The sequence below is a fragment of the Streptococcus mitis genome (assembly GCF_905187535.1).
Taxonomy (GTDB): domain Bacteria; phylum Bacillota; class Bacilli; order Lactobacillales; family Streptococcaceae; genus Streptococcus; species Streptococcus mitis_BS.
Window position 1 is genome coordinate 49,573 of sequence record NZ_CAJJIE010000013.1, and the last position, 24,953, is coordinate 74,525.

At 39.2% G+C, this 24,953-nt stretch carries 12 protein-coding genes; 1 reads left to right on the forward strand and 11 read right to left on the reverse strand.

Going from position 1 to position 24,953, the window contains the following annotated elements; all coding sequences use genetic code 11:
- Positions 1-23: 23 nt before the first annotated feature.
- The 6 genes from JQ841_RS02880 to JQ841_RS02905 form a co-directional block, all read right to left on the reverse strand.
- Entirely contained in the window at positions 24-6,497 is a 6,474-nt protein-coding gene (locus tag JQ841_RS02880; protein WP_203180075.1) for a mucin-binding protein, read from the reverse strand.
- 352 nt (positions 6,498-6,849) lie between these two features.
- On the reverse strand, positions 6,850-13,248 hold the full coding sequence (locus tag JQ841_RS02885) for a YSIRK-type signal peptide-containing protein (protein ID WP_238395584.1): 6,399 nt from the start codon (positions 13,246-13,248) through the stop codon (positions 6,850-6,852).
- A gap of 284 nt (positions 13,249-13,532) precedes the next feature.
- Positions 13,533-14,876, reverse strand: a complete 1,344-nt coding sequence (asnS, locus tag JQ841_RS02890) for an asparagine--tRNA ligase (RefSeq protein WP_000167160.1) — start codon at positions 14,874-14,876, stop codon at positions 13,533-13,535.
- Positions 14,877-14,898: 22 nt separating this feature from the next.
- Positions 14,899-16,077 (reverse strand): pyridoxal phosphate-dependent aminotransferase, encoded by a 1,179-nt coding sequence (locus tag JQ841_RS02895; protein WP_203180076.1) that lies wholly within the window; start codon positions 16,075-16,077, stop codon positions 14,899-14,901.
- Positions 16,074-16,562 carry a cell wall elongation regulator TseB-like domain-containing protein gene (locus JQ841_RS02900; protein WP_203180077.1) on the reverse strand — a complete coding sequence of 163 codons (489 nt, stop codon included), beginning with the start codon at positions 16,560-16,562 and terminating at the stop codon, positions 16,074-16,076. Before JQ841_RS02900 ends, JQ841_RS02895 begins: the two co-directional genes overlap by 4 nt.
- A 139-nt stretch (positions 16,563-16,701) precedes the next feature.
- Positions 16,702-17,898 (reverse strand): MFS transporter, encoded by a 1,197-nt coding sequence (locus JQ841_RS02905; RefSeq protein WP_049551451.1) that lies wholly within the window; start codon positions 17,896-17,898, stop codon positions 16,702-16,704.
- Between the two features lie 389 nt (positions 17,899-18,287).
- On the opposite strand from JQ841_RS02905, the gene JQ841_RS02910 reads away from it, so the two are divergent.
- The gene (locus JQ841_RS02910; RefSeq protein ID WP_049551450.1) at positions 18,288-18,836 is read left to right on the forward strand and encodes an NADPH-dependent FMN reductase; all 549 of its coding nucleotides are present in this window, start codon (positions 18,288-18,290) and stop codon (positions 18,834-18,836) included.
- A 126-nt stretch (positions 18,837-18,962) separates the two neighbouring features.
- Here the strand turns inward: JQ841_RS02910 and yaaA are convergent, their stop codons facing one another.
- The 5 genes from yaaA to JQ841_RS02935 form a co-directional block, all read right to left on the reverse strand.
- On the reverse strand, positions 18,963-19,691 hold the full coding sequence (yaaA, locus tag JQ841_RS02915) for a peroxide stress protein YaaA (RefSeq protein WP_049551449.1): 729 nt from the start codon (positions 19,689-19,691) through the stop codon (positions 18,963-18,965).
- Between the two features lie 78 nt (positions 19,692-19,769).
- Entirely contained in the window at positions 19,770-19,934 is a 165-nt protein-coding gene (locus tag JQ841_RS02920; protein ID WP_049551448.1) for a DUF3953 domain-containing protein, read from the reverse strand.
- Positions 19,935-20,104: 170 nt separating this feature from the next.
- Positions 20,105-21,700 (reverse strand): hypothetical protein, encoded by a 1,596-nt coding sequence (locus JQ841_RS02925; RefSeq protein WP_049551089.1) that lies wholly within the window; start codon positions 21,698-21,700, stop codon positions 20,105-20,107.
- Positions 21,701-21,711: 11 nt separating this feature from the next.
- Positions 21,712-22,122 carry a peptide deformylase gene (locus JQ841_RS02930; RefSeq protein WP_049551088.1) on the reverse strand — a complete coding sequence of 137 codons (411 nt, stop codon included), beginning with the start codon at positions 22,120-22,122 and terminating at the stop codon, positions 21,712-21,714.
- A 113-nt stretch (positions 22,123-22,235) separates the two neighbouring features.
- Complete coding sequence (locus JQ841_RS02935) at positions 22,236-24,932, reverse strand: cation-translocating P-type ATPase (protein WP_049551087.1); 2,697 nt, start codon at positions 24,930-24,932, stop codon at positions 22,236-22,238.
- Positions 24,933-24,953: the final 21 nt, after the last annotated feature.

Consider the following 24,953-nt stretch of genomic DNA (forward strand, 5'->3'; position numbering starts at 1 on the left):
ATCTTCTCAAAAACTATGAGTTTTTAGTCTTCTTTTTTCTTGCGAGCAAGAAGTCCAAATCCACCTAGGGCTCCAAGAAGTCCAAGCGCTGCAAGGCTAGCGTTAGCTTCTGTACCTGTGTTAGGCAATTCTTTTTGACCATCAACATATTTAGGTGTTGCTGGTTGAGTAGCTGAATCAGTTGGTACTGATGTTTCAGCTGGTGTTGGAACAGCAGGTTGGGTTGGAGTTGTTGGTTGTTCCGGTTGCACTGGAGCTACTGGTTGTTCAGGAGTCTCTGGTGTTGATGGAACAGGTTGTGGTGTTGCCACTTTCTTGTAATGATGTACAAGATTTCCATTAGGGTCTTTCGTAGTTGTTACGTATTCGTAACCTGAAATTCCTTTTGGAGCTTGTGCTCCTTTTTCACTTGGTGCGATATCTTTACCATTTTCGTCCACATAGTAAGTCACAACTTGTTCAGGTTGCGGTTTTGGTTGTGGAGTATAACCGTCCTGATCCCCATTTGGAGTTACATTTGGAATGTAATTAATTGGTGTATCCTCACCTGGATTTGTTGGGATATCTGGACTGATGTATCCTTTTGTTGGATCATTTGGATCAACTGGTTTAAGTGGTTGACCGTTTCCATCAACAGGTGTATGACCTGGGACGTATGGAAGAACTGGTTTATCACTTCCTGGTTTTGTTGGATCTTGTGGATCGTTTGGATACTTGATTGGGTTAGTTGGTTGACCTGGGATGTTTGGAATCCATGATCCGATTGGTTTGTACACGTATGTTACTGTTGAACCATCTGTTCCAATCTTACCTTTTGCTTCTCCTTCAACACGAACAAGTAGGTGTCCTGGAATAACTTTTCCAGTTGTTGTGTACTCATCTCCTACTTTTCCTTCTGTTGTTTCTGAAGGGATTAAGTCTTTGCCATTTTCATCTACATATTTAACTACTAGTTTAGCTTTGTTGGCTACGTAGTTAATTACTGTATCTTGACTTGGATCTGTTGGGATGTTTGGTACTACATATCCTTTTGATGGATCTTTCGGATCAACTGGTTTAAGTGGGTTGCCATCTTTATCTTCTGGAGTGAATCCTGGAACGTATGGTAACACTTCTGTTGGTTGTCCTGGTTTTGTTGGATCTTGTGGATCATTTGGATACTTGATTGGATTAGTTGGTTGACCTGGGATGTTTGGAATCCATGATCCGATTGGTTTGTACACGTATGTTACTGTTGAACCATCTGTTCCAATCTTACCTTTTGCTTCTCCTTCAACACGAACAAGTAGGTGTCCTGGAATAACTTTTCCAGTTGTTGTGTACTCATCTCCTACTTTTCCTTCTGTTGTTTCTGAAGGGATTAAGTCTTTGCCATTTTCATCTACATATTTAACTACTAGTTTAGCTTTGTTGGCTACGTAGTTAATTACTGTATCTTGACTTGGATCTGTTGGGATGTTTGGTACTACATATCCTTTTGATGGATCTTTCGGATCAACTGGTTTAAGTGGGTTGCCATCTTTATCTTCTGGAGTGAATCCTGGAACGTATGGTAACACTTCTGTTGGTTGTCCTGGTTTGGTTGGATCTTGTGGATCGTTTGGATATTTGATTGGGTTAGTTGGTTGACCTGGAATGTTTGGAATCCATGAACCAATTGGTTTGTAGGTTACTACTTCTTTAGTATTTTCTGAATCTGCAGTTACTTTTGTAGTTGGTACTGTTGCTTTATCAGCTAAGTATCCTTTAACTACTGGTGATTTAACTTCAGCTAAGTCTTTAGCTTCTGACCAGTCTCCGTATGTAACCTCACCTGTAACCAAGTTAACCTTAGCTTCACGAGTGAATTTAGCTTCTTGTGTTACTGTCTTAGGAGTTCCGTCTGCATTTAACACTGGAGTTCCATCTTCGTAAACGTATGTGATTGTACGTGTTACTGTTTTGTTTAGATCTTTTTCTTCAAGTCCAGCTGGATATTTAGGACCGTCTGGGTTATTTGGATCTACTGGAGTTCCTGGTGTTTTTGGTTGATCTGGTGTTACTGTAACTTCTTTAGCTTTAAGCGTTACTTTGAACTCTTGTTCAGTGTCTTTATCTTTATCGAACTTACCACCTTCTGGGTATGTATTAGAAACTAATTCATATCCTTTGTTTTCAAGTTCTTTGATTTTCGCTTTTACATCAGCCTCTTTTGTAAGTGGTGTATCTGAGTCACCTTCTTCAGTAATAGCATCAACACCTGGAATTGGGTTTCCTTTTTCATCTACGAAAGTCGTCTTCGCTTTTTGAGTATCTTTTACGTAGTTGATTGGTGTATCTTGACTTGGATCTGTTGGAAGACTTGGTACTTCATATCCTTTAGTTGGATCGTTTGGATCAACTGGTTTCAACGGATTACCATCTTTATCCTTAGGTGTGTAGCCTGGTACATATGGTACTACTTCAGTTGGTTGTCCTGGTTTTGTTGGATCTGTTGGATCGTTTGGATATTTGATTGGACTTGTTGGTTGTCCTGGGATGTTTGGTACCCATGAACCGATTGGTTTGTAGGTTACTACTTCTGTAGTATTTTCTGAGTCTACAGTTACTTTTGTAGTTGGTACTGTTGCTTTATCAGCTAAGTATCCTTTAACTACTGGTGATTTCACTTCAGGTAAGTCTTTAGCTTCTGACCAGCCTCCGTATGTAACCTCACCTGTAACCAAGTTGACTTTAGCTTCACGTGTGAATTTAGCTTCTTGAGTTACTGTTTTTGGTGTTCCGTCTTCGTTTAATACTGGAGTTCCATCTTCGTATACGTATGTGATTGTACGTGTGACAGTTTTGTTTAGATCTTTTTCTTCTAATCCAGCTGGGTATTTAGGTCCGTCTGGGTTGTTTGGATCTACTGGAGTTCCTGGTGTTTTTGGTTGATCTGGTGTTACTGGTACTACACGTTCTTTAAGTGTTACTGTAAACTCTTGATCAGTATCAACATCTTTATCGAATACTCCATCTGTTGGATAGTTGTTCGAAACTACTTCATACCCTTTGTTTTGAGCTTCTTTGATTTTCGCAGCGATTTCTTCTGCTTTTGTAAGTTTTTCTCCATTTGTACCTGTTTCAGAAATAGGTTCATTTCCTTCTACTTGTTTAACATTACCATCTTTATCTTGATAAACAAATGTTGTTGTTGCCTTTTGAACTGGTGTATATGTAACTACTTCATTAATATCTTCTGAAGCGCTAGTTACTTGCACTGTCGCTACTGTAGCTTTATTAACTGTATGTTTAGCAATTTCTGGCGATTTAACTTCAGCTAAGTCTTGTTCTGGTGACCAGTCTCCGTATGTAACTTCTCCTGTAACTAAGTTTACTTTTGCTTCACGTGTGAATTTAGCTTCTTGTGTTACTACTTTTGGTGCTCCATTTTCCATAACTGGAGTTCCATCTGCGTATACGTATGTGATTGTACGTGTGACTGTTTTGTTTAGATCTTTTTCTTCAAGTCCAGCTGGGTATTTAGGTCCGTCTGGGTTGTTTGGATTTACTGGAGTTCCTGGTGTTTTTGAATTATTTGGAGTGACTGTAACTTCTTTAGCTTTCAGTACTACTTTAAACTCTTGATCAGTATCAACATCTTTATCGAACTTACCACCTTCTGGGTATGTATTAGATACTAATTCATATCCTTTGTTTTCAAGTTCTTTGATCTTAGCTTTTACTTCAGCTTCTTTTGTTAATGGAGTTTCTGATCCACCTTGTTCAGTAATTTCAGCTACTCCTGGAATTGCATTTCCTTTTTCGTCTACAAATGTTGTTTTCGCTTTTTGGATTGCTGTATATTTAACAACATATTCGTAATCTTCATCTGTAGCTGTTGTTGCTTGTACTGGAACTTTTTCTACACTTGCGATGTAACCTTCTTTTTGAGGTACTGCAAGTTCTGGAAGATCAGTGCTTTGTCCATCAGTTCCTTTCCAGTTAATATAAACTGGTCTGTCATTAGAGTTAATTACCGCTTTACCTTCTGCAGTTAACTTGATTGAACCTGTGTAGCTTACAGTTTGTTTTTGTGATGGGAATACTTCTGTACCTGCAAGGTCTTTAACATCATCCGCATATACAAATTTAATTGTACGGTTTACTTCTTCTACTTTTGTTTTCTTAACATAATCATACTGTGCTGGGGTAACAAATGCAGATCCATTTATACCTTTAGCTTTTAATTCTTCTTCAGAATATAAATCTCTTGCTCTTGTCTTCGTAACACTTAGTGTTCCTTTTGTATTTTCAGCAGGGATATCTGCAAGAATGTATTCTTCTCCATTAACTTCTTTAACTAAGTCTACGGGATCATTACTTACATCATATTTATTTCCAAGTACATTAGTATAATCTTTCGAACCATCTTCACTTAAAGGTATATTCCCCGTATATCTTGTTGGTTCAAAACCTATAACTTCACCTGTTACTAGATCTTTGAATGTTCTAACAACAGCTCCTGTTGGTGGCTCACCTTGAACTTTACCATCACCTACAATTTTCCAACCATTTGGCACTGTAGTTATAACATCTTCTTTTTCACCGTTAACAGATTCTCCACCTGATACAGTAAGAGTTGCTGCAGTTTTATCGTTTCCTACATAACCTTCTTTAATTAATCCATTTTCATAAGTAATATTAGAATATTCACTTGTTAAAGTTTTGTCTTTTATTACTTTTTCAATACCTAAAGATTGTAAAGGCATAGATACTGTAGAACCTTCTTGAATAGCACCTTCTGTAACTGTAAGTTCTAACTCAGTTGGTGAGATCAATCGAGGCGTTAATGTGAAACCACTATCACGACCATCGTTCAGAATCCAAACGTTGTTTTCATTAGCTTTAACATTAGCCCAACGACTAGCAGGACGATATGTAATACTATCTCCTTTATTAGGATTAATAGTTGACGCTGTATTTAATCCATTTACAAACTTAGAACTTCCTTCAAGTTCTTTAAATTCAGTAAAATCTGCATTTGGAAGTTTAATAGTGAATTTAGATCCTACTCCATAACGAATATCTGAATCAGTTTTTAATACGATTGAATCACTTCTACCTATTTGCTCATTGTTAAGGTATGTCAATCCATTGTTTTCACTTAGTGATGCACTAGTACCTTGTTTTTGATAGCTAGGTTGTTGACCTTTTCTTGTATAAGTATGCTCAAGAACTGTACGCCCATCAATTTTGATAGTTGCTGTATACGGAGTATCTTTTGAAATTTCTGGTGCATAGTATCCACTCCCCGATAAATTACTCGCTCCAAACGACACATTCGGATAGTCTTTTACTTTATCGTTCCACTCGATGTTGTAAGTATATGTACCAGTTTCATTCGCTACCGCTGGTTGCTCAGCAACACGCTGATCATAAGTCATACCACGTTGTGTACGTTGCGCCCAATATGGTGTAGATTTGTTATTGTTATTTCCTGTAGTTGTTTTATAATCAATAGATTTAACTTTACCAACTACTGTTCCATCTGTCTCTCTGATTTCCGTATTTACTGCCAAACCAGCACCTAGCTCAGCTAAGTTAGTAAGTTCAATTTTTGTAATAGAACCCGCTTTAAGTGTTGATGTTTGAATAACTGTATCAAATCCCCATCCTACAGGTTTTGTATTATCAGCATTCATATCAACATAAGCGTTTGTTACAGCATTAACTGTTTCGCCATCTTTAAGAACGTCTCTACCTGTAATTTTTGAATCAGTATCAGCTAATACTGCTTCTACTTTACCTGCATGTCCTGCACGCTTCATTTCAGCATAGACTGCTTCGATGGCAGCTGAAAGACGGTTTACTTGGGCTACCATTTGGTCTTTAGAAGCATCAGATGAAAGCAAACCTTTAGATGCTACCGCTTCAAGCTTCACTGCAGCAATTGCAGCTGACAATTTTTGTTTAGCTTCAACATCTTTAGCCTCTTTATCTGAAAAGTTTGATGCTACTGTTGCCATAACATCAGCCTCTGAAGTCAATTGAGTCAGAACTGTCTTAACATCATCTTGTGCTTTTTCTGTTTCAACTTTCTCAGATGTTTCTTTGTCAGTCTTTTCTTTATCTTCTTTTTTGTCAGATTTATCTTTTTCAGAGTTTTCTTTTGCTACTTTTTCTGATTCTTTATCAGCAGTAGCTTGAGTAACTTCTTTTTCTGCAACTGATTTTTCATCAGTTTTAGTGTCTTCTTTTACTTCAGCTTTTTCATCTGCTTTTGCGGCATCAATCTTTAATTCTGGAAGTTCTTCTACAACAGGAGTTGTTAAGCTTGAACCCGAAAGATTTTTATCCGAATTTAATAGTTCTGAAGTAGCTGAATTCACTGAAGATACTGTCTCATTAGCTTTTACTCCGTTAGCCCCTAAAACGAGTGCTGTTCCCAAAAGGACACTAGCAGCACCAAAGCTATATTTACGGATAGAGAAACGCTGGGCTCTTCTACCATGATATTTTTCCATTCTTGAATACATGTTTTCTCCTTTTTATCTCAATCTAAAAATTTTACAATTACATATAAACATATGTGTCGATTTTTATAAAAGCAACTATATTATTGTATCATAAATAAAATTAACTAGTCAATAAATATGTCTCATTTACATTCAATTCACTTATATTATTTTTGTGTCTTAAATACAGAAAATTAATACTATCAGACTCTTTCTAAACATGCCTGAATATATATATATATATATATATATATTGCATAAAAATGCAAAAAGAAACCGACAAACCATCATCTCAAAAAAATATATAGTATTTTATCGATCGCAACATCAAAAAAAGAAGATGACGAATCATCTTCTCAAAAACTATGAGTTTTTAGTCTTCTTTTTTCTTGCGAGAAAGAAGTCCAAATCCACTTAGGGCTCCAAGAAGTCCAAGTGCTGCTAGACCTGCATGGGCTTCTGTACCTGTGTTAGGCAACTCTTTTTGACCTTCAACATATTTAGGTGTTGCTGGTTTAGCAGCTGTGTCAGTTGCTACTGATGCATCTGCTTGAGCTGGTGCTGCAGGTTGAGTTTGATTTGGTGTTGCTGGTTGTCCTGGTTCTGCAGGAGTTGCAGGTTGTTCAGGAGCTGTTGGTCCAGCAGGTTGTGGTGTTGCCACTTTCTTATAGTGGTGTACAAGATTTCCATTTGGATCTTTTGTAGTTGTTTGGAATTCATATCCAGAAATAGCCTTAGGAGCTTGTGCGCCATTTTCGCTTGAAGAGATAGTTTTACCATTTTCATCTACAAAATAAGTAACAACTTGATCAGGCTGAACTGGTGCTGGAATAAGACCTGTAGACTCTTTAGGTGTTACTTTTACTGGCACTTCTAGTTCGATAATTTCACCAGTTGGTAATTTCACCTTCACTTTAACAGCTGTTTTTTCTCCAGGTGTTTCAGTTGTTGGGATTTCTCCAACTTCAATAATTTCCCATCCTGATTCTTTAGGAATGTTGACGTGTTTCTTCACATCATCTGGTGTAATTGTTGTTCCTTGAGGTACAACGATTGGTGTTACAGTTGGTGTAGCAATTACTGGTACTTGTACTTTCATTGTTTTACCGTTTGGTAATTTAACTGTAACTGTTGCTGATGGTCTTACACCTGCAGGGAATGTTTCAGGAAGTTCTGGTTCTCCAACGATTTCCCATCCAGTTACTCCTGGGATTTCGATGTGTTTTTCTACATCTTTTTTAGTTAATTTAGTTCTTTCCGGAACGATAATTGGTGTTGTTTTTGGTTCTACCACATTCACTACTACAGGAACTCGTACAATTTCTTTACCATCTTTATCTTTAACAATAACAACAGCTTCTTTTTTACCTGGTTTAGAAGTATCTACTGGTGTATCGTATTCGAATGTAGCTCCTTCTGGGTAATTTCCTGGTGTAATGTTATCTTTTGGATCTGGAGTATCACCTTTTGGTACAAGTTGTTCTTTACCTTCAACCACTGTTACTGGTACTTTAACTGTTGTTTTGTACTCTTTACCATTGACAGTGTAAATCACTGGTACTTCTACTTCTCCAGCTTTTCCTGGCTCTGAAGTTTTTGGTACTGTAACATTTGTTAAATCAACTTTAACAGTTGCTCCTTCAGGAAGTTTTTTCTTGAATTCTTCGTTGTTGATTGCATTTTCTGCATCTTTACCAACTTTATCTTTTAATTCTTTCTCTGAAAGATCTTTTGGTACAACAACTTCTCCAGCTTTTGGTTTTGGTAGTACTGTTACTGGAACTTTAACGTTTTCTTTGAATTTACCATTTCCGTATGTTACTGGTACTTCTACTTCAACGTCTTTATCCCCTGCTTTTCCTACTGTAGATGGAACTTTTGTAGGGTCTCCTACTGTTCCACCTTCACCTGGTGTAATACCTTTCTTAATTTCTTCAGAATTTGGTGTGTCACCTTCAAATACTACTACTGATGGTGGTGTTGAAGACACAACGTTTACTGGTACTTCAATCACTTTAGTGATTTTGTTTCCATCTTTATCTTTGTATTCAACTGTTACAGTTGCTGGAGTTTGTTTACCTACAGTATCTGTTCCAGGAGTTGTATTAACATCTGTTACTGTAACTGTTACACCGTCTGGAAGTCCTTCAAGTTTTTTAGCTGCTTCTTCTGCTTTTTCTTTAACAACTTTTGCTAATTCAGTCTTATCAGCATCTTTCGGTACTGTTACACCTTCTGGTTTAACTTTTGGTAATACTGTTACTGGTACTGTAATTGGTTCTTCAACATTGTTAGGATATGTTACTTTTGTAGTAACTTTAACATCCTCAGATCCAACTTTGCCATCTGTTGTTGGGATAGCTTTGTTGATGTCATCCTCAGTTACTGGTGTTTTAGTTCCATCAGTATCTGGAGTGATTGCTTTATTTACATCATCAGCTTTTGGTTTGTCACCTTCTACAACGTATACAGGTTTTACATCTGAACCTTTAACATTTACTGTTACTGGGATTGTAGTTGTGTAATCTTTTCCATCAACTGTGTAGGTTACTGGCACATTAACAGTTCCTGTGTTTGTACCTTTTTCAGCTGTTATTTTAGCTAATACATCTTCAGTCACATCGCCAACAGTTACTTTCGCGCCATTTGGTAATTTAGATGTGAAGTCTGTTGCTTCAACAGCTTCTTTAGCTTTATCTTTTGCTAATTCTTTCAGTTTATCTGGAGTAGTATTCTTAGCTACTGTTACATCAGATTTTGCTACTGGTAATACGGTTACTGGTACTTTAACTGTTTCAGTTACTTTTCCATTATCGTAAGTTACTGGTACATCTACTGATACATCTGTAGCTCCAGCTTTATCTTTTGTAGATGGAACTGATGTTGGTTCTCCGACTGTTCCACCTTCACCTGGTGTCACTGAATCTTTGTCTAATTTTGGTGTTTCACCTTCAAACACTACTACTGGTTTTGGTGTTGAGCTTACTACTTTAACTGGTACGTTAATTGTATCTTCACCAACTACATTACCTTTATCATCTTTATATAATACTTTTACAGGAACTGTATCTTTGTCCCCATTTGAATCTGTTTTTGGTAATGTGTAAGAAGTTTCTCTTTCATCTAGTGATGCAGTAATTCCAGCTGGTAAGTTTGTTAATTTACTTACTGCTTCATTCGCTTTTTCTTTCACAACATTTGTTAGAGCTGTATCATCAGTATCTTTAAGTACTGTCACGCCTGTTGGTGTTGCTTTTGGTAATACTTTAACTGGAACGTCTACAGTTTCATCACCAGTTGGGTATTTAACAGTTGCTTTAACTGACAAATCAGTTGCTCCTACTTTAACTTTATCTGTAGGAACGTCTTTATTGATGTCAGCTTCAGTTACAGGAGTTAAATCTCCACCTTTGTCAGGTGTAACTGCTTCATTAACATCGGCTGGTTTTGGTTGGTTTCCTTCCACTACATATACAGGTTTCACTTCTGAACCTTTAACATTTACTGTTACTGGGATTTCTGAAGTATACGTTGTTCCATCAGGAGATGTAAATGTTACTGGAACTTTTACAACTACTGGTTCACCTTTTTTATTAGCAATATCAGCAGGAAGTTCAGGAATTTCTCCTACAGTAACTGTATATCCTTCTGGTACTTTTGCAGGGAAGTCAGGAGTTTTAATTAACTCTTCTGCTTTAGCTTTTAAAGTATCCTTAACTTTATCTGGAGTAGCTCCTTTAGGTACGTCAACTTCACCTTCTGTTCTAGGAAGAACAGTAACTGGTACTGTTACATCTTCTGTAACTTCAGTTCCATCTACATTGTGAGTAACTGTTGTTGGAATTTTTAATTCTGATTCTCCAGCTTTTCCATCAGTTTTGAAGATATCACTTGCTTTTGGTTCATTAGCTGTACCTTTTTTACCATCAATTTCACTTGGCTCAACTTTTTCTTTAACATTTGCTGGTGTAATTTTATCACCTTCAAATACTACAATAGGTTTTGTCTTAGATTCTACAACGTTTACTTCGATATCAACTGTTGTTTCATAAGTTTTACCATCTACGGTATAAGTTACAGGTACTTTTACAACACCACGACCATCTTCAGCAACTTTCGTAATTGCGATATCATCTTTATTAACAAAAGTTGAACCATTAGTGTCACCTAATGCAGCTGTACCAGTAACATCGTTTAATAATTTAGTAAACTCTGGAGTTTTAATCGCTTCTTGAGCTTTCGCATAAGCAATTGCTTTTAATTGTTCATCAGTTGTGTTAATTGGTACGGTAATGACTGAGTTAGTTTGTAAACTATTAATGAAGATTTCTCTACCATATTTGTGGTTTGGATCATCTGAATTTGCTAAACCATTACGGTTAAATTCATTTTCATAAGCTGGTTTTAATCCATTTGCAGTATATGAGTACAGTCTGTTACCTTCTGCATCCGTATCTCCAAAACCACTCTTAACTGTTACTTTAAAGTCAGCTGGTCCTACGAAGTTATCTGCTGCTGTAAATGGAATACTTGTTTTACGAGAGTTTGTCTCTGCAGCAGCCATACGATTTCCGGCTGGTACGTTATAAGTTAATTTTCCACCTTTTGAGTTATCACTTGGATCGTTAGGAACCCATTTGATTGTATTTGCCCAAACATTTCCTAACCAGTTTGATCCACCATTGGCATTGTAGATTTTATCTTCTAACGTTACACCTTTAGGAACTTCTACTGTCACTTCAACATTTGATGCAGCATAGTAGTCAATATTCATTCCACCAGTGTTTTTAATATCGATATCAAATACACCTTTTTGACCTTTATCATAAATTGTATCTTTTGTATATCCGAATTCAAAACGTTTGTTTCCTGAACGAACATTAGTTAATACTTCAGCAGATGGAGCAGTTGCGATACCAATACCACCGATTAAGTAACCATCTTTAATATTGATTTTGTTATCATTAATTAAAGTATTTGTTCCTTGACTTCCAGCTTCAATTAACACTTTAATTTTTGTAGTTTCTGCTGGAATATCATAAATACGGTCTAAGTGGTTCCATCCATTAGCAGCCAAAGCAGCTTGTTCTGTTGTTAATGGTCCATTTTTACCTTCAACTGGTTTGATTTCTTTACCAGTAAATGCATCTACGATTGTTAATTTAACTCTTTCACCTGCAGAAGTAGCTGTAGTACCACCGTATGCTGCACTATGAATTAAGTTAACATTTAGACGAGAATTTCCGTTTACATCGAATTCTTTAGAAAGTGTTGTACCTTTACTTCCTAATTCAAGGTAGTAATCACGGTTTTTAACTTCACCAAACACATTTTTTCTCATTACATCAATTGTTGGAGTTACTGAAGGAACAGCACCACTACCATTAACATAACTTTTCTCACCTGATGTTTGGTATTTTTTCAATTCTCCATCGTTTGAATAGATTTTTGATTTAGGAACTTCACGTGTACTTGGTTGTCCATCTTTATCTGTAACATTTGTCACATCAAGAGGTTTAACCGCATTAACTTTGTCCCCTTTTTCAATTTTCCAACCATTTAACATACCAGCTTCTGCATCAGCTTTTGTAATAGCTTTTTCTTGCCAGTTATATGTTGCACTACCGATTGGATCTTTTGCATTTGGAACATTATTTACTTTATTAGTAATGTCACGACCACTTTCGTATTGTTTAGCAATTGTTTCTGATTTTTTATCTGCATCAGTGAATGTTACTTTGTCTCCGAAACCTTCTTTTAAGCTTTCGAATACACCGTTTTTAGGGTTGTTACCATAAGCAACGTGGTTTTCACTAACAGGAGCACCTAATTCAGTTTTTCCAGCTAAATAGAATGCTAATAAATCACGTTCTGATTTAACAGCTTCTGCTTGTTGACTCATTGCTTGAGCTGATGTTGCATCTGCAGCGTTTGCTTTCGTTACTACACCATTAGCTTTTTCAATAACTTTAGTGTAAGTATCAATTACAGCTTGGTCTTTTTTATTCGGATCTTTTGCTTTTTCCGCATCAAGTCTAGCTTGAACTTTAGCAATATTTGCTTGTAATTCAGTTAAAGCGTTATCTCTTTCAGCTTTGTATTTAGCTGCTTCTTCTGCCGAGTTAGCTGCAGTTGTATCTACTGTTCTAAATCCACTTTCACCTTGACCAGGAATCGCTTTTCCATTACGTGAATCTTGGTTTTTGTTTTCTTTTTCTTCTTTCTTCTCTGCTTTTGCTTTCGGCATACTTTCAAGAACGAAAGCTTTGTTATTCAATTCTTTAGCAGCTTTATCTACATCTGCTTGTGTTGCTTTTTCGTTTGCTTCTAAAGCTTTTGCATTTGCTAGTTCTGCTTTTGCTGCTTCAATGGCGGAGGCAGTCTTTTCAGTTAGAACTGCTTTGCCAAGGGCTGCTTCCATACGAGCAACAGCTGCTTCCAACTTGCTTGTGTCAGCCTTTGTAGTTGGTGCTGGTGCTGGTGTTGCTGGTGCTGGTGTTGCTGGTGCTGGTGTTGCTGGTTGCTCAGCTGTTGATGTAGCAGTTCCAGTTGAATCTACAGGCTTGCTTGAATCTGCTTGATTTCCAGCATCAGAGTTAACCTTTTCGCTAGTCACTGTAGTTGATGTACCTTGCTCGTGAGCCTGAACAGTTGCTGCTCCACCAAACATCATGTAAGCTGCTACAGCTACTGATGCCGCACCAAAACTATACTTACGGATTGAAAAGCGTTGCACTTTTTGTCCGTGATATTTTTCCATTCTTGAATACATGGTTTCTCCTTTTTTAAAATATATGTTAATTGCGGAATTACACCCAAGTATTTAAACAACACCCCCATTCTCAGCCTGATTCAGAAAGTCAGATAGCTGCACTTAGGTACTTCATTCCTAACTTACATTATAACATTATTTCAATTAAACTGTCTACGTTTTATATCCAAAATATGTATTTTTCTATATATATATATATATATATATATTAATCTTATTTTTAAGTGATTTCATTTTTAAAAAAAGTAAAAGGCCGATTTGACCTTTTACTTTCATCTCATTATTTAAGGTTTGATACGGTGCAACATACGTGGGAATGGAATAGCTTCACGAATGTGTTTTGTTCCTGCTGCAAAGGTTACCATACGCTCGATACCGATACCAAATCCTCCATGTGGAACTGTACCGTATTTACGAAGGTCTAGGTAGAATTCATACTCTGTACGATCCATGCCAAGTTCATCCATCTTAGCAACAAGGGCATCGTAGTCTTCCTCACGCATAGAGCCACCGATGATTTCTCCATAGCCTTCTGGAGCAAGCAAGTCTGCACAAAGCACGCGCTCTGGATTTCCAGGAACTGGCTTCATGTAGAAGGCCTTGATGGCTGCTGGGTAGTTCATGACAAATGTTGGCACACCAAAGTGGTTTGAAATCCAAGTTTCGTGTGGTGAACCAAAGTCATCACCATGCTCAAGATGTTCGTAGTCAGCATCTTCATCATTCTCATGCTCTTGCAAGAGGTCAATGGCTTGATCATAAGTGATACGTTTGAATGGCTCTGCAATGTATCGTTTCAAGAGTTCTGTATCACGTTCCAAGGTTTCCAAGGCTTGAGGCGCACGGTCAAGAACACCTTGAAGAAGAGCTTTCACATAAGCTTCTTGCAAGTCAAGTGATTCATCGTGTGTCAAGTATGAGTACTCTGCGTCCATCATCCAGAACTCAGTCAAGTGACGGCGTGTTTTTGATTTTTCAGCACGGAATACTGGACCAAAGTCAAAGACACGACCAAGAGCCATAGCACCTGCTTCAAGGTAAAGCTGACCTGATTGGCTCAAGTAAGCTGGCGTTCCGAAGTAGTCTGTTTCAAAGAGTTCTGTTGAATCTTCTGCCGCATTTCCTGAAAGAATTGGGCTATCAAACTTCATGAAGCCATTCTTGTCGAAGAATTCATAAGTTGCATAGATGATAGCATTACGGATTTGCATAACCGCTACTTGCTTACGAGAGCGTAGCCACAAGTGACGGTTATCCATCAAAAAGTCTGTTCCGTGTTCTTTTGGTGTGATTGGGTAGTCTTGAGATTCACCGATTACTTCGATGTCTGTAATGTCCAACTCATAACCAAATTTAGAACGTTCGTCTTCTTTGACAATCCCTGTCACATAAACAGAAGTTTCTTGGCTCAAGCGTTTGATGACATCAAACTTCTCAAGTCCCACTTCTTCACCAAATTTTTCGACAAAGTTTGGTTTAAAGGCTACACCTTGGAAGAAGGCTGTTCCATCACGCAATTGCAAAAAGGCGATTTTACCTTTTCCTGATTTGTTGGCAACCCAAGCGCCAATCGTCACTTCTTGACCAACATAGTCTTTTACATCAATAATCGTTACACGTTTTGTCATTATTTTTCCTTTTCTTTTTCTTTTATTTTTCCATAAATGCTTTCAAGCGTTTAACTGCTTCTTTAAGCGTATCTAAGTCTGTCGCATAGCTGAGGCGGACATTTTCTGGAGCTCCAAATCCTGCTCCTGTAATCAAGGCCAGACCAACTTCTTCAAGAATAGCCGTTGTAAATGCTGTTACATCGCTATAACCTTTCATCTCCATAGCTTTTTTGACATTTGGGAAGAGATAGAAGGCTCCTTGCGGTTTGACCACTTCAAAACCAGGGACTTCACACAAGAGTGGATAGATGATATTGAGACGTTCTTCAAATGCTTGACGCATAACTTCCACAGAATCTTGCGGTCCAGTTAGGGCTTCAATAGTTGCATATTGTGAAACAGCAGTTAGGTTAGAAGTTGTTTGACCTGTCAATTTGCTCATAGCAGCAATGATTTCTGGATCACCCACTGCATAACCTACCCGCCAACCTGTCATGGCATAAGCTTTTGATACACCGTTAATGACAATGGTTTGCTTGCGAATGGCTTCTGATAGACTAGAGATTGGTACGAACTCATTCCCGTTATAGACCAAACGACCATAAATATCATCTGCTAGGATGAGAATGTCATGTTCAACAGCCCAATTCCCGATAGCCAAGAGTTCCTCACGGGTGTAAATCATTCCTGTCGGATTGGATGGCGAATTCAACACCAAAACCTTGGTCTTGTCTGTGCGAGCTGCTTCTAACTGCTCTACGGTCACTTTAAAGTGATTGTCTTCCTTAGCAGGAACAAAGACTGGCACACCTTCTGCCATCTTGACCTGATCTCCATAGCTGACCCAATATGGGGTTGGGATAATCACTTCATCACCTGGATTGACCACAGCCATAAAGAAAGTATAGAGTGAGAACTTAGCACCAGTAGCAAATGTGACTTCGTTGGCCGCTACGGAATAACCATAATAACACTCAAAATAGGTATTGACTGCTGCTTTTAACTCAGGCAAACCTGAAGCTACCGTATAGAAAGAAGCACGTCCATCTCGAATGGCTGCAACAGCTGCATCTTGAATATTTTTGGGAGTATGAAAATCCGGCTGACCTAAAGTTAAGAAAAGTACATCTTTTCCTTCAGCCTTTAACTTCTTTGCTCTTGCATCACTAGCCAGAGTCACACTTTCTTCCATTTCTAAAACACGGTTGGATAGTTTCATAGGCCCTCCTTATTGACCAATGCTCCTGTTTCAAAATCTACTAGATAAAAATCGGAGCCTGACTTGACTTCCCAGATTGGCTTGTCTTTATAACGTCCAAAGGTAATCTTGTCAATCTCGCCAGCTCCTTTTTCCTTAGAAACAGCTTCTGCTTTTTCCTGTGAAACACCTTGATTTAGCTGATAAACGTAAATCTTATGGTCATCTTTCCCAATCAGGACAGCAAGTGCTTCTTGCTGTTTATTATGACCAAGAACACTGTAATAAGATTCCAAGCCATTGTATAAGTCAACCTGATCAGCCTGCTCTAATCCTGCATACTGCTGAGCTAATTTTTCTCCTTCACTTTTAGCAGTTTGATAGGGTTTCATACTCAGAAACACTAGATACAGAAAGGAAGCACTGATAACCACAAACAAAATCGTCATCCCTAGACCATACTGCCACAGTAGATTATTTTTTGCTTTGTTTTGTCTTTTTTTCACTCGTCTATTTTACCATCTATTAAGCTTTATTACAAGTGAATGCCAGAACAATCGCATTTTATTTCTTCCTTCATCTTCTCGAAATCACCGTATAAAAAAACCTGAGCTTGGCACTCAAGTTTTTAGAAGTTCTTTTAATCTATGGAATTATTTTTTCATCTATTCTTTTAGCCATTTTTCCTAAAAAGATAGTCAGTAGAAGGCTAATCAAGACTAAAAAGAATCCCAGATAAAGAAATGTTACTACAAAGCCTAAATTGTCAATCAACCACCCTGTCAGTGGGAAGAACACAATCATACTTAGGCTAAACATCATAGAGTAGACACTCAGCATGGTTGCCCTTACTTCACTTGGAAGGCGCTCTTGCAAATCATTATCAAAAATCGGCTGAAAAAGAGCATATAAAGCATTACTAATCAAATAAATCAAAATATAGATTAGAGGTGTTCCAAAGTAGGACAGCAGGTAGGTAACTCCAATCAGTAGGACGAGGATTGGGAAAAGCTTCAAGGCGGCATATCTCTTTCCAATCTTACTCGCTAGATAAACTGCAACGATATTCAAGAGACTACCAAGTAACATAACTGCTGAAATTTGCCAACTACTTAAATCTGGTAACTGATTTTGATAGTAAAAATAAAACATGCACATGAGTACTCCGACAATCTGAGACAAAATCATCCAGTTGAAAAGCATGGGATTTCGCTTCAACTCATCCTTAACGGTCCAAATAATCTGTTTCATGGTCACACTATCAGCTTTTTCTAGCTTGACACTAGGTTCTTTCAGCATCCAAATCAGGAAAAGAACTATGATAGAAGTCGCAATCATGATATAGTAGGTCAGGTGCAATTGACCATGGACAAAAAATCCTGCCAAAACGGTCCCCAAAGACCGAGTTCCTTCTGCTACTCCTGATAGGAAGCTTGAAATGGATAGATAACGCTCCTTTAGTCCAGCCTCTACAGCCGAGTCATAGACCATTGCTGCGCTTGTTCCTGAATCAAAATTATAAGACAAGGCACTCACAGCCATTGCTAGTGCATAAATCCAAAAATTTCCCTGCCCAGCCAACATGAGAATAGAAGACACAATCCCTGCTATTCGACTTAAATAAAGGTTGGTCTTATAGGAATAGCGGTCAGCTAACATTCCAGATGGAATTTCACAGAGAAGACTGGTCGTATGAAAAATACTTTCCAGAAGTCCAATCTGCCAAAGAGACATGCCGTTTTGACTGAGAAAGAGAATCCAAAAACTGGTAATCCCTAGAAATGCAAAAAACTCAACTCCGGCCATCAGGCCAATATTTTTCCGATAATTTCTTATTAACATCTTTTCTCCTTAACAAGTGTATTATTATTTCTTTTGTCCGTCACTTGTTAATCTGTGCCTTACATGATCTCCACCCCTTTTAGAAGCATTCTTGAAATGCCATTATTTTCGTTTAATTGTTTATGAAATGATACCGGAAAATAGCTGTTCTGCGGTTTCTATTGCGAGTTTTCTTGTTTATTTTAGCACTTATGTCATCATATTACAAGAGAATGTTAGAATACTCTTCGAAAATCAAATGCATTCCAGTCGCAAGTGATTAGAGTTTCTACAATTTTATAATTTCAAACAAACTTTGAGCAAATTTCTTGCAAGTTGCTTTGCTTTGTTGTAATATATTTTATAACAACGAGAAAATTCTCGGAAATTTAAGAAAAAGGAGACACATCATGTCTAAAAAAGTATTATTTATCGTCGGATCCCTACGCCAAGGTTCTTTCAACCACCAAATGGCGCTCGAAGCTGAGAAAGCACTTGCTGGTAAAGCGGAAGTTAGCTACCTTGATTATTCAGCCCTTCCTCTCTTCAGCCAAGATTTGGAAGTTCCAACTCACCCAGCTGTAGCGGCTGCTCGTGAAGCGGTTCTCGCTGCGGATGCCATCTGGATCTTCTCTCCAGTCTACAACTTCTCTATCCCTGGAACAGTGAAAAACTTGCTTGACTGGCTATCTCGTGCCCTTGACTTATCTGATACACGTGGCGCTTCTGCTCTTCAAGACAAGTTTGTCACCGTATCATCTGTAGCCAATGCAGGTCACGATCAACTCTTCGCTATCTATAAAGACCTCTTGCCATTTATCCGTACGCAAGTCGTTGGCGACTTTACCGCTGCACGTGTCAATGACTCTGCCTGGGCAGACGGAAAATTGATTCTCGAAGAAACAGTCCTAAACTCACTTGAGAAACAAGCGGAAGACTTGGTCAATGCGATCAAGTAACTAACATAATAAAAGCGAACAAGACTACTTTTCTGACACTCAGAAGACTAGCTTGTTCGCTTTTTTCCTCATTTATAAACCAAAATAGCTGATGATACATATTGCCAAATACAAAATATCTGATTTCTATACTTCCTTAACAAAAACCAATTCCTGTGGCTGTGACAAATCTTCTCTGTAGGTAAACCCTGCAAAGCTTAAGCGACGAGCTTCCTCCACCGTCTGTACTTGATTTTCTATCAGCGCTGTCAGGAAGGCACCACGCGCTTTCTTGGAAATGGTTGAGTGAATCTTCAGCTGACCACCTCTATCCTCCATGAATTTGAAAGTCACCATTTTTTCTCTAATTTCCTTAAAAAATACAGTCTCAAACTCGGATGACAAGAGGGAGAAAATCACTTCTTCCTGCTTCACATCCTCATCATAGGCTGCCTTCCAATGGCTCTTCAAAGTCTTACCTGCGACTTTTAACTTCATCAAAAAGTCCAAACGGTGAGGCGCCATAGGTGATAAGGCTGGAACAACACCGTACAAAGCCGAAGTAATAAAGACATGATTTTCAAGATAGGCTTGTTCTACCTCGGTCAATTTATCTCGCTTGATATGGCGATACATAAGCCCATCAAAAAGTTTCAGAGCTGGATAGTGTTGAGCAGTTTGCCTTTTCAAAGCTTGGATATGTTGAAATTCCTCCGCTGCCTTCTCAGCTGAAACCTTGTAAAAACTCTCCAATTGACTAGCAGAATAGAGGGCCAAGGCATCCAGCACGGCCTGACTTTCTGGTCTTAAAGGATTTGCCTCGATACTTGGCATATCTGTATTCATTTCTTTTGCTGTTGGGATTAAAATTTTCATATTAATAGTGTAGCATATTTTTGAGCCACTACCAAGAAATTCATCTGAAAAACCTCGGTTTAACCGAGGTTTCTCTGTTTATTTAGGCCATCCTAACCAGACAGCCACGAGAACAAGGGCTAGGCCAGCTAAGCTTGTTAAGATAGATAAGAATGTATCTTTTTTCTCCTTGAAGTGAGAAAAACCTATCTTCAAAGCGAACAGTCCGAGTAGCATTGAAGCAAGCATCACATAAAAACCCATTTCTTTGTCCTCCATTAGGCTTAATTTACCTTATTATAACATATACTTCTTAAATAAAGCTTTTTTATACTCAATGAAAATCAAAGAGCAAACTAGGAAACTAGCCGCAGGCTGTACTTGAGTACGGCAAGGCGACGTTGACGTGGTTTGAATTTGATTTTCGAAGAGTATTACTGTACTTTAAAGGTCTTGAGATAGTTGTCTTTTCCTACTTGACCTTCGAAGGTTTTACCATTTTCAAGGTAAGGAAGGTCATCTGAGACTGAGGCCTTGACTTTGTATATCTTGCCATCAACTTTAAAGAAGTAGACGGTGTCTCCTTTGATAACAGCTGATTTGAGGTCTGCTACCACACCCTTGATGCTTTCTGTTGTTGCATTGTCAATTTCAAGGTCGTTTTTATTGGCGTACTTGCTGAGTAGCTCTTCCACTGTCGTAGCTACGATAACGTTTTGGTACTCGACTGAGTCTACCAAAGCATACTCTTTGACCAAGCCAGCATTGTCCTTCAAGCCCATGATGTAGAGAGGCTTGTCATTAAGGTTGATGAGGATTGGGAAGGTCGCCTTGTAGGATTTCTCCTGAACAGCACCTTCGGCTGATTCACGGGCTGATTCTTCGGTCGCAGAAGCCAAGCTGTACTTAGTGATTTCTCCTGTTCGCATATTTTCAAGAATGAAACCAAGATTACTTTCATCTGCATTGGCCGACGTCACGCCTGTGTAGAGATAGATGTCATTACCGATAGACAAGTAATTATAGCCCTTGGTAGTCTGGGTCACGTTTTTCTTGGAAATCATAGCATTCCAGAAACCGTCCTTGTACTTACCGTTGTAGTTAATTTGCTCAATAGTTTCCTCAGCTGGATAAACCCTGTCCACCCATTCTGGAACATCTGCCAAGCTGTATTCCTTGGTTTCTCCATTTGTGGCATCCAAGATAATGACTGAAACAGGACGAGGAACCGCAAGTCCAAATTGCTTTTGGTAAACCGTTGCTACATAGAAAGGATTGCCCTCATCGTCCACCTCAAAAGATGGAGTCTTGAAGATTTTAGTTGGGTACTTCAAGCGCAGGTGACGCTTGACATCACGGTTAAAATACTCCGAGTCTGAATATTTGATTGGTGTCTTCAAGTCTACCAAGTCTGCATTCCCGGTTACCATGTCCACCTTGATATACTCGCCGATTCCCTTGGCCTGATTATTAAACCACTTGATAGGGTCTGCGTATTCTAGTGGCGTAACCCGATAAGGTTTCCCATCAATCGTCAATTGAGTATAGGTATCTGCCGCTACGTACTGCGACACCTTATCCGTCAGGGAACCCAAGTAGCGGTCACCAATTTTTTCAGCAGTGCTTCTATCTAGGATAGGAACCTTACTGGTGTCAGTCTTAGGAAATTCAGTAAAGTCTTTTTCCGTAACTGTGACTACATTAGCATAATTTTTAGCCTGAAAAATGCTGGAAGTCACCAAGGAAACCAAGGCTGCTAAGAGAAGAATTCCTCCAATAGAAGCTAAAAGGATTTTCCCTAACCGATTGATTTTGAAACCCTCTAGATTTAAGGCAGCTTCTGCCTTGCCGTGGCGCACATGAACCGTTTTGACCAGATTGATTCCCTTGCCAAAGCCAAATAAGATTGCCACAAGCAACAAATGCCCACAAAGGAAAAAGAGAAATTCCCAGCTGGTCAGGTTAAGGGGCGGTAAAAAGATATACCAGGTCGTTGCGATAAAAATAAGTTCAAAGACTATTCGTTTCATTTGCTTTCCTCCTAAATGATTCGTCCTTCCAAGTGATCCAGTTCATGCTGGCAAATCTGAGCTGGGAATCCTGTCAAGGTAATGGTCTGTTCCTGCCACTTGCTGTCACGATAAGCAACCCTTATGGTTTCAAAACGCTTAGTTGGTCTCACACCCGTCAAGGACAAACAGCCTTCCTCTGTCTCATAAGGTCCTTCAGAGGACAGGAGCACTGGGTTAAACATGACCACGGGAACCAAGCCAAGATTAAAAATAATCACGCGCTTCTGCACTCCAATCATATTGGCAGCTAGACCGACACAGGTTTCACGATTTGCTAAAAGCGTATCCTGTAAATCTCTGGCAAGATACAGATCTTCCTTACTTGCCGGCTGAGACACCTGAGATAAAAACAAAATATCCTTTACAATTTTCTTCTCCACTTCCTCACACTCCTCTTACTTTTTACTATATTATAGCAATTATAGCACAAAAGCCAATAACTGCAAGCCCTTTCCCTCAACTGTAGCAAAAAGCCATCCGAAGATGACTTTTTTTAAATCGCATTCTTGTCAAAACCGAGTTTGCGTTGAATAAACTTAACAATTTCGACGATAATAATCATTGAGAAGCTTCCGCCCATCACGATTCCCCATTGTGACAAGTCTAGTTTGGTTACGTGGAAGATTCCTTCAAGCGGTTCTACGACGATTGTTGCCATGAGAAGGATGAAGGATACCAAGATAGACCAATTGAAAGTCTTAGACTTGAATGGTCCAACTGTCAAGATGGATTGGTAAACAGACTTGACATTGTAGGCATGGAAGAGCTGAATCAAACCAAGGGTTGCAAAGGCCATAGTAAGGGCATCCGCATAAATGGCATGATTGTCACCCACGTGAACTGGGTAAAGAAGAGCAAGACCATAAACACTCATAACAATAGCTGCTTGGAGTACACCTTGATAGATGATAGAACTCAAAACACCACCTGAGAAGAAGCTTGCCTTGCGTCCACGTGGTTTATGGTTCATGACACCAGGCTCAGCAGGTTCAACACCAAGAGCGATAGCTGGGAAGGTATCTGTTACCAAGTTAATCCATAAGAGATGAACTGGTTGCAAGACACCCCAACCAAACAAGGTTGATAAGAAGATAGTTAATACTTCAGCAGTATTGGCAGAAAGCAGATACTGAATAGTCTTTTGAATGTTTGAGAAGACCTTACGTCCTTCTTCAACTGCAACAATGATAGTCGCAAAGTTATCATCTGCAAGAATCATGTCAGAAGCCCCCTTAGAAACCTCTGTACCAGTGATTCCCATACCGATACCGATATCGGCTGTTTTCAGAGCTGGTGCATCATTGACACCGTCACCTGTCATGGCAACGACTTTACCTTGTTTTTGCCAAGCCTTCACAATACGAACCTTGTGCTCTGGAGACACACGGGCATAAACAGAGTATTGACCAACTACTTTTTCAAAGTCTTCATCTGACAATTCATTGAGTTCAGCACCAGTTAAAACGTGGCCTTCTGTATCATTTGCATCGATGATTCCCAAACGTTTAGCAATAGCTTCTGCAGTGTCTTGATGGTCACCTGTGATCATGATTGGACGAATTCCCGCTTCCTTAGCCACACGAACAGCCTCAGCAGCTTCAGGACGTTCAGGGTCAATCATCCCAATCAAACCAGTAAAGATTAAATCATTTTCAAGCTCTTCAGAAATAAGGTTTTCTGGAATGCTGTCAATAATCTTATAAGCACCTGCAAGGACACGCAAGGCTTGGTGGGCCATTTCAGAGTTGTTTGTGTGAATGAGGTTTGTAACCTTCTCGTCAATCGGAGCAATATCCCCAGCCTTATCACGAAGAACACAACGTTTCAAGAGTTGGTCTGGCGCACCTTTAACAGCTACGAGGAAGCGTCCATCTGCAAGTGGATGAACTGTTGACATGAGCTTACGGTCAGAGTCAAATGGCAACTCAGCCACACGTGGATATTTCTCTAAGAAACCTTTAACATCGTAGCCCTTGTCCAAGGCATACTGGATGAAGGCTGTTTCAGTAGGGTCACCAATCAGATTGCCTTCGACATCAATCTTAGTATCGTTAGCTAAGACTACTGAACGTAGAAGCGGCATTTCAAGACCCAGTTCAATGTCATCAGCTGAGTCATGTAGGACTGCATCATAGAAGACTTTTTCAACGGTCATCTTGTTCATGGTCAACGTACCAGTCTTATCAGAAGCGATGATTTCCGTTGAACCAAGTGTTTCTACTGCTGGCAACTTACGAACGATAGAGTTACGTTTGGCCAAAACTTGAGTACCAAGGGCAAGAACGATAGTTACGATAGCTGGTAGCCCTTCTGGAATGGCTGCAACAGCAAGCGCAACAGAGGTCATCAACTCACCGAGTGGATTTTTCCCTTGAATGAAGACACCCACTACAAAAGTAACAAGGGCAATGACCAAGATTGCATAGGTCAAGACCTTAGAAAGGTTGTTCAAGTTTTGTTTAAGTGGTGTGTCTGTCTCATCCGCATCTTGGAGCATGCCAGCGATATGACCAACTTCCGTGTACATCCCTGTATTGACAACAACACCAAGACCACGACCATAAGTCACATTTGAGTTTTGGAAGGCCATATTGACACGGTCACCAATACCAGCATCTGTCGCAAGCTCGACTGTCAAGTCTTTTTCAACTGGAACAGACTCACCTGTCAGGGCAGCTTCTTCGATTTTAAGAGAGTTGGCTTCAAGCAAACGTAGGTCTGCTGGTACTACATCACCTGCTTCGAGGGCAACGATATCACCTGGTACCAATTCTTTTGAATCAATCTCTGCCATATGCCCATCACGAAGAACGCGGGCAGCTGGACTAGACATTGATTTGAGAGCTTCGATAGCTTCTTCTGCTTTCCCTTCTTGGTAAACACCAAAGGCAGCATTGATGATTACCACGGCTAAGATGATAATGGCATCTGCGATATCTTCCCCACCAGAAGTCAAGACTGACAAGATTGCTGCCGCAACTAGGATGATAATCATCAAATCCTTAAATTGCTCGATGAATTTGACCAGGATTGATCGTTTCTCGCCTTCTTCGAGTTCATTGTGGCCAAATTCTGCAAGGCGTTTTTCTGCCTCACTTGATGACAAACCTTGCTCGGTCGCATCCACAGCCTTCAAGACCTCTTCAGGACTCTGAGTGTAAAACGCTTGGCGTTTTTGTTCTTTTGACATGTGTCTCCTCCTTGACATTGT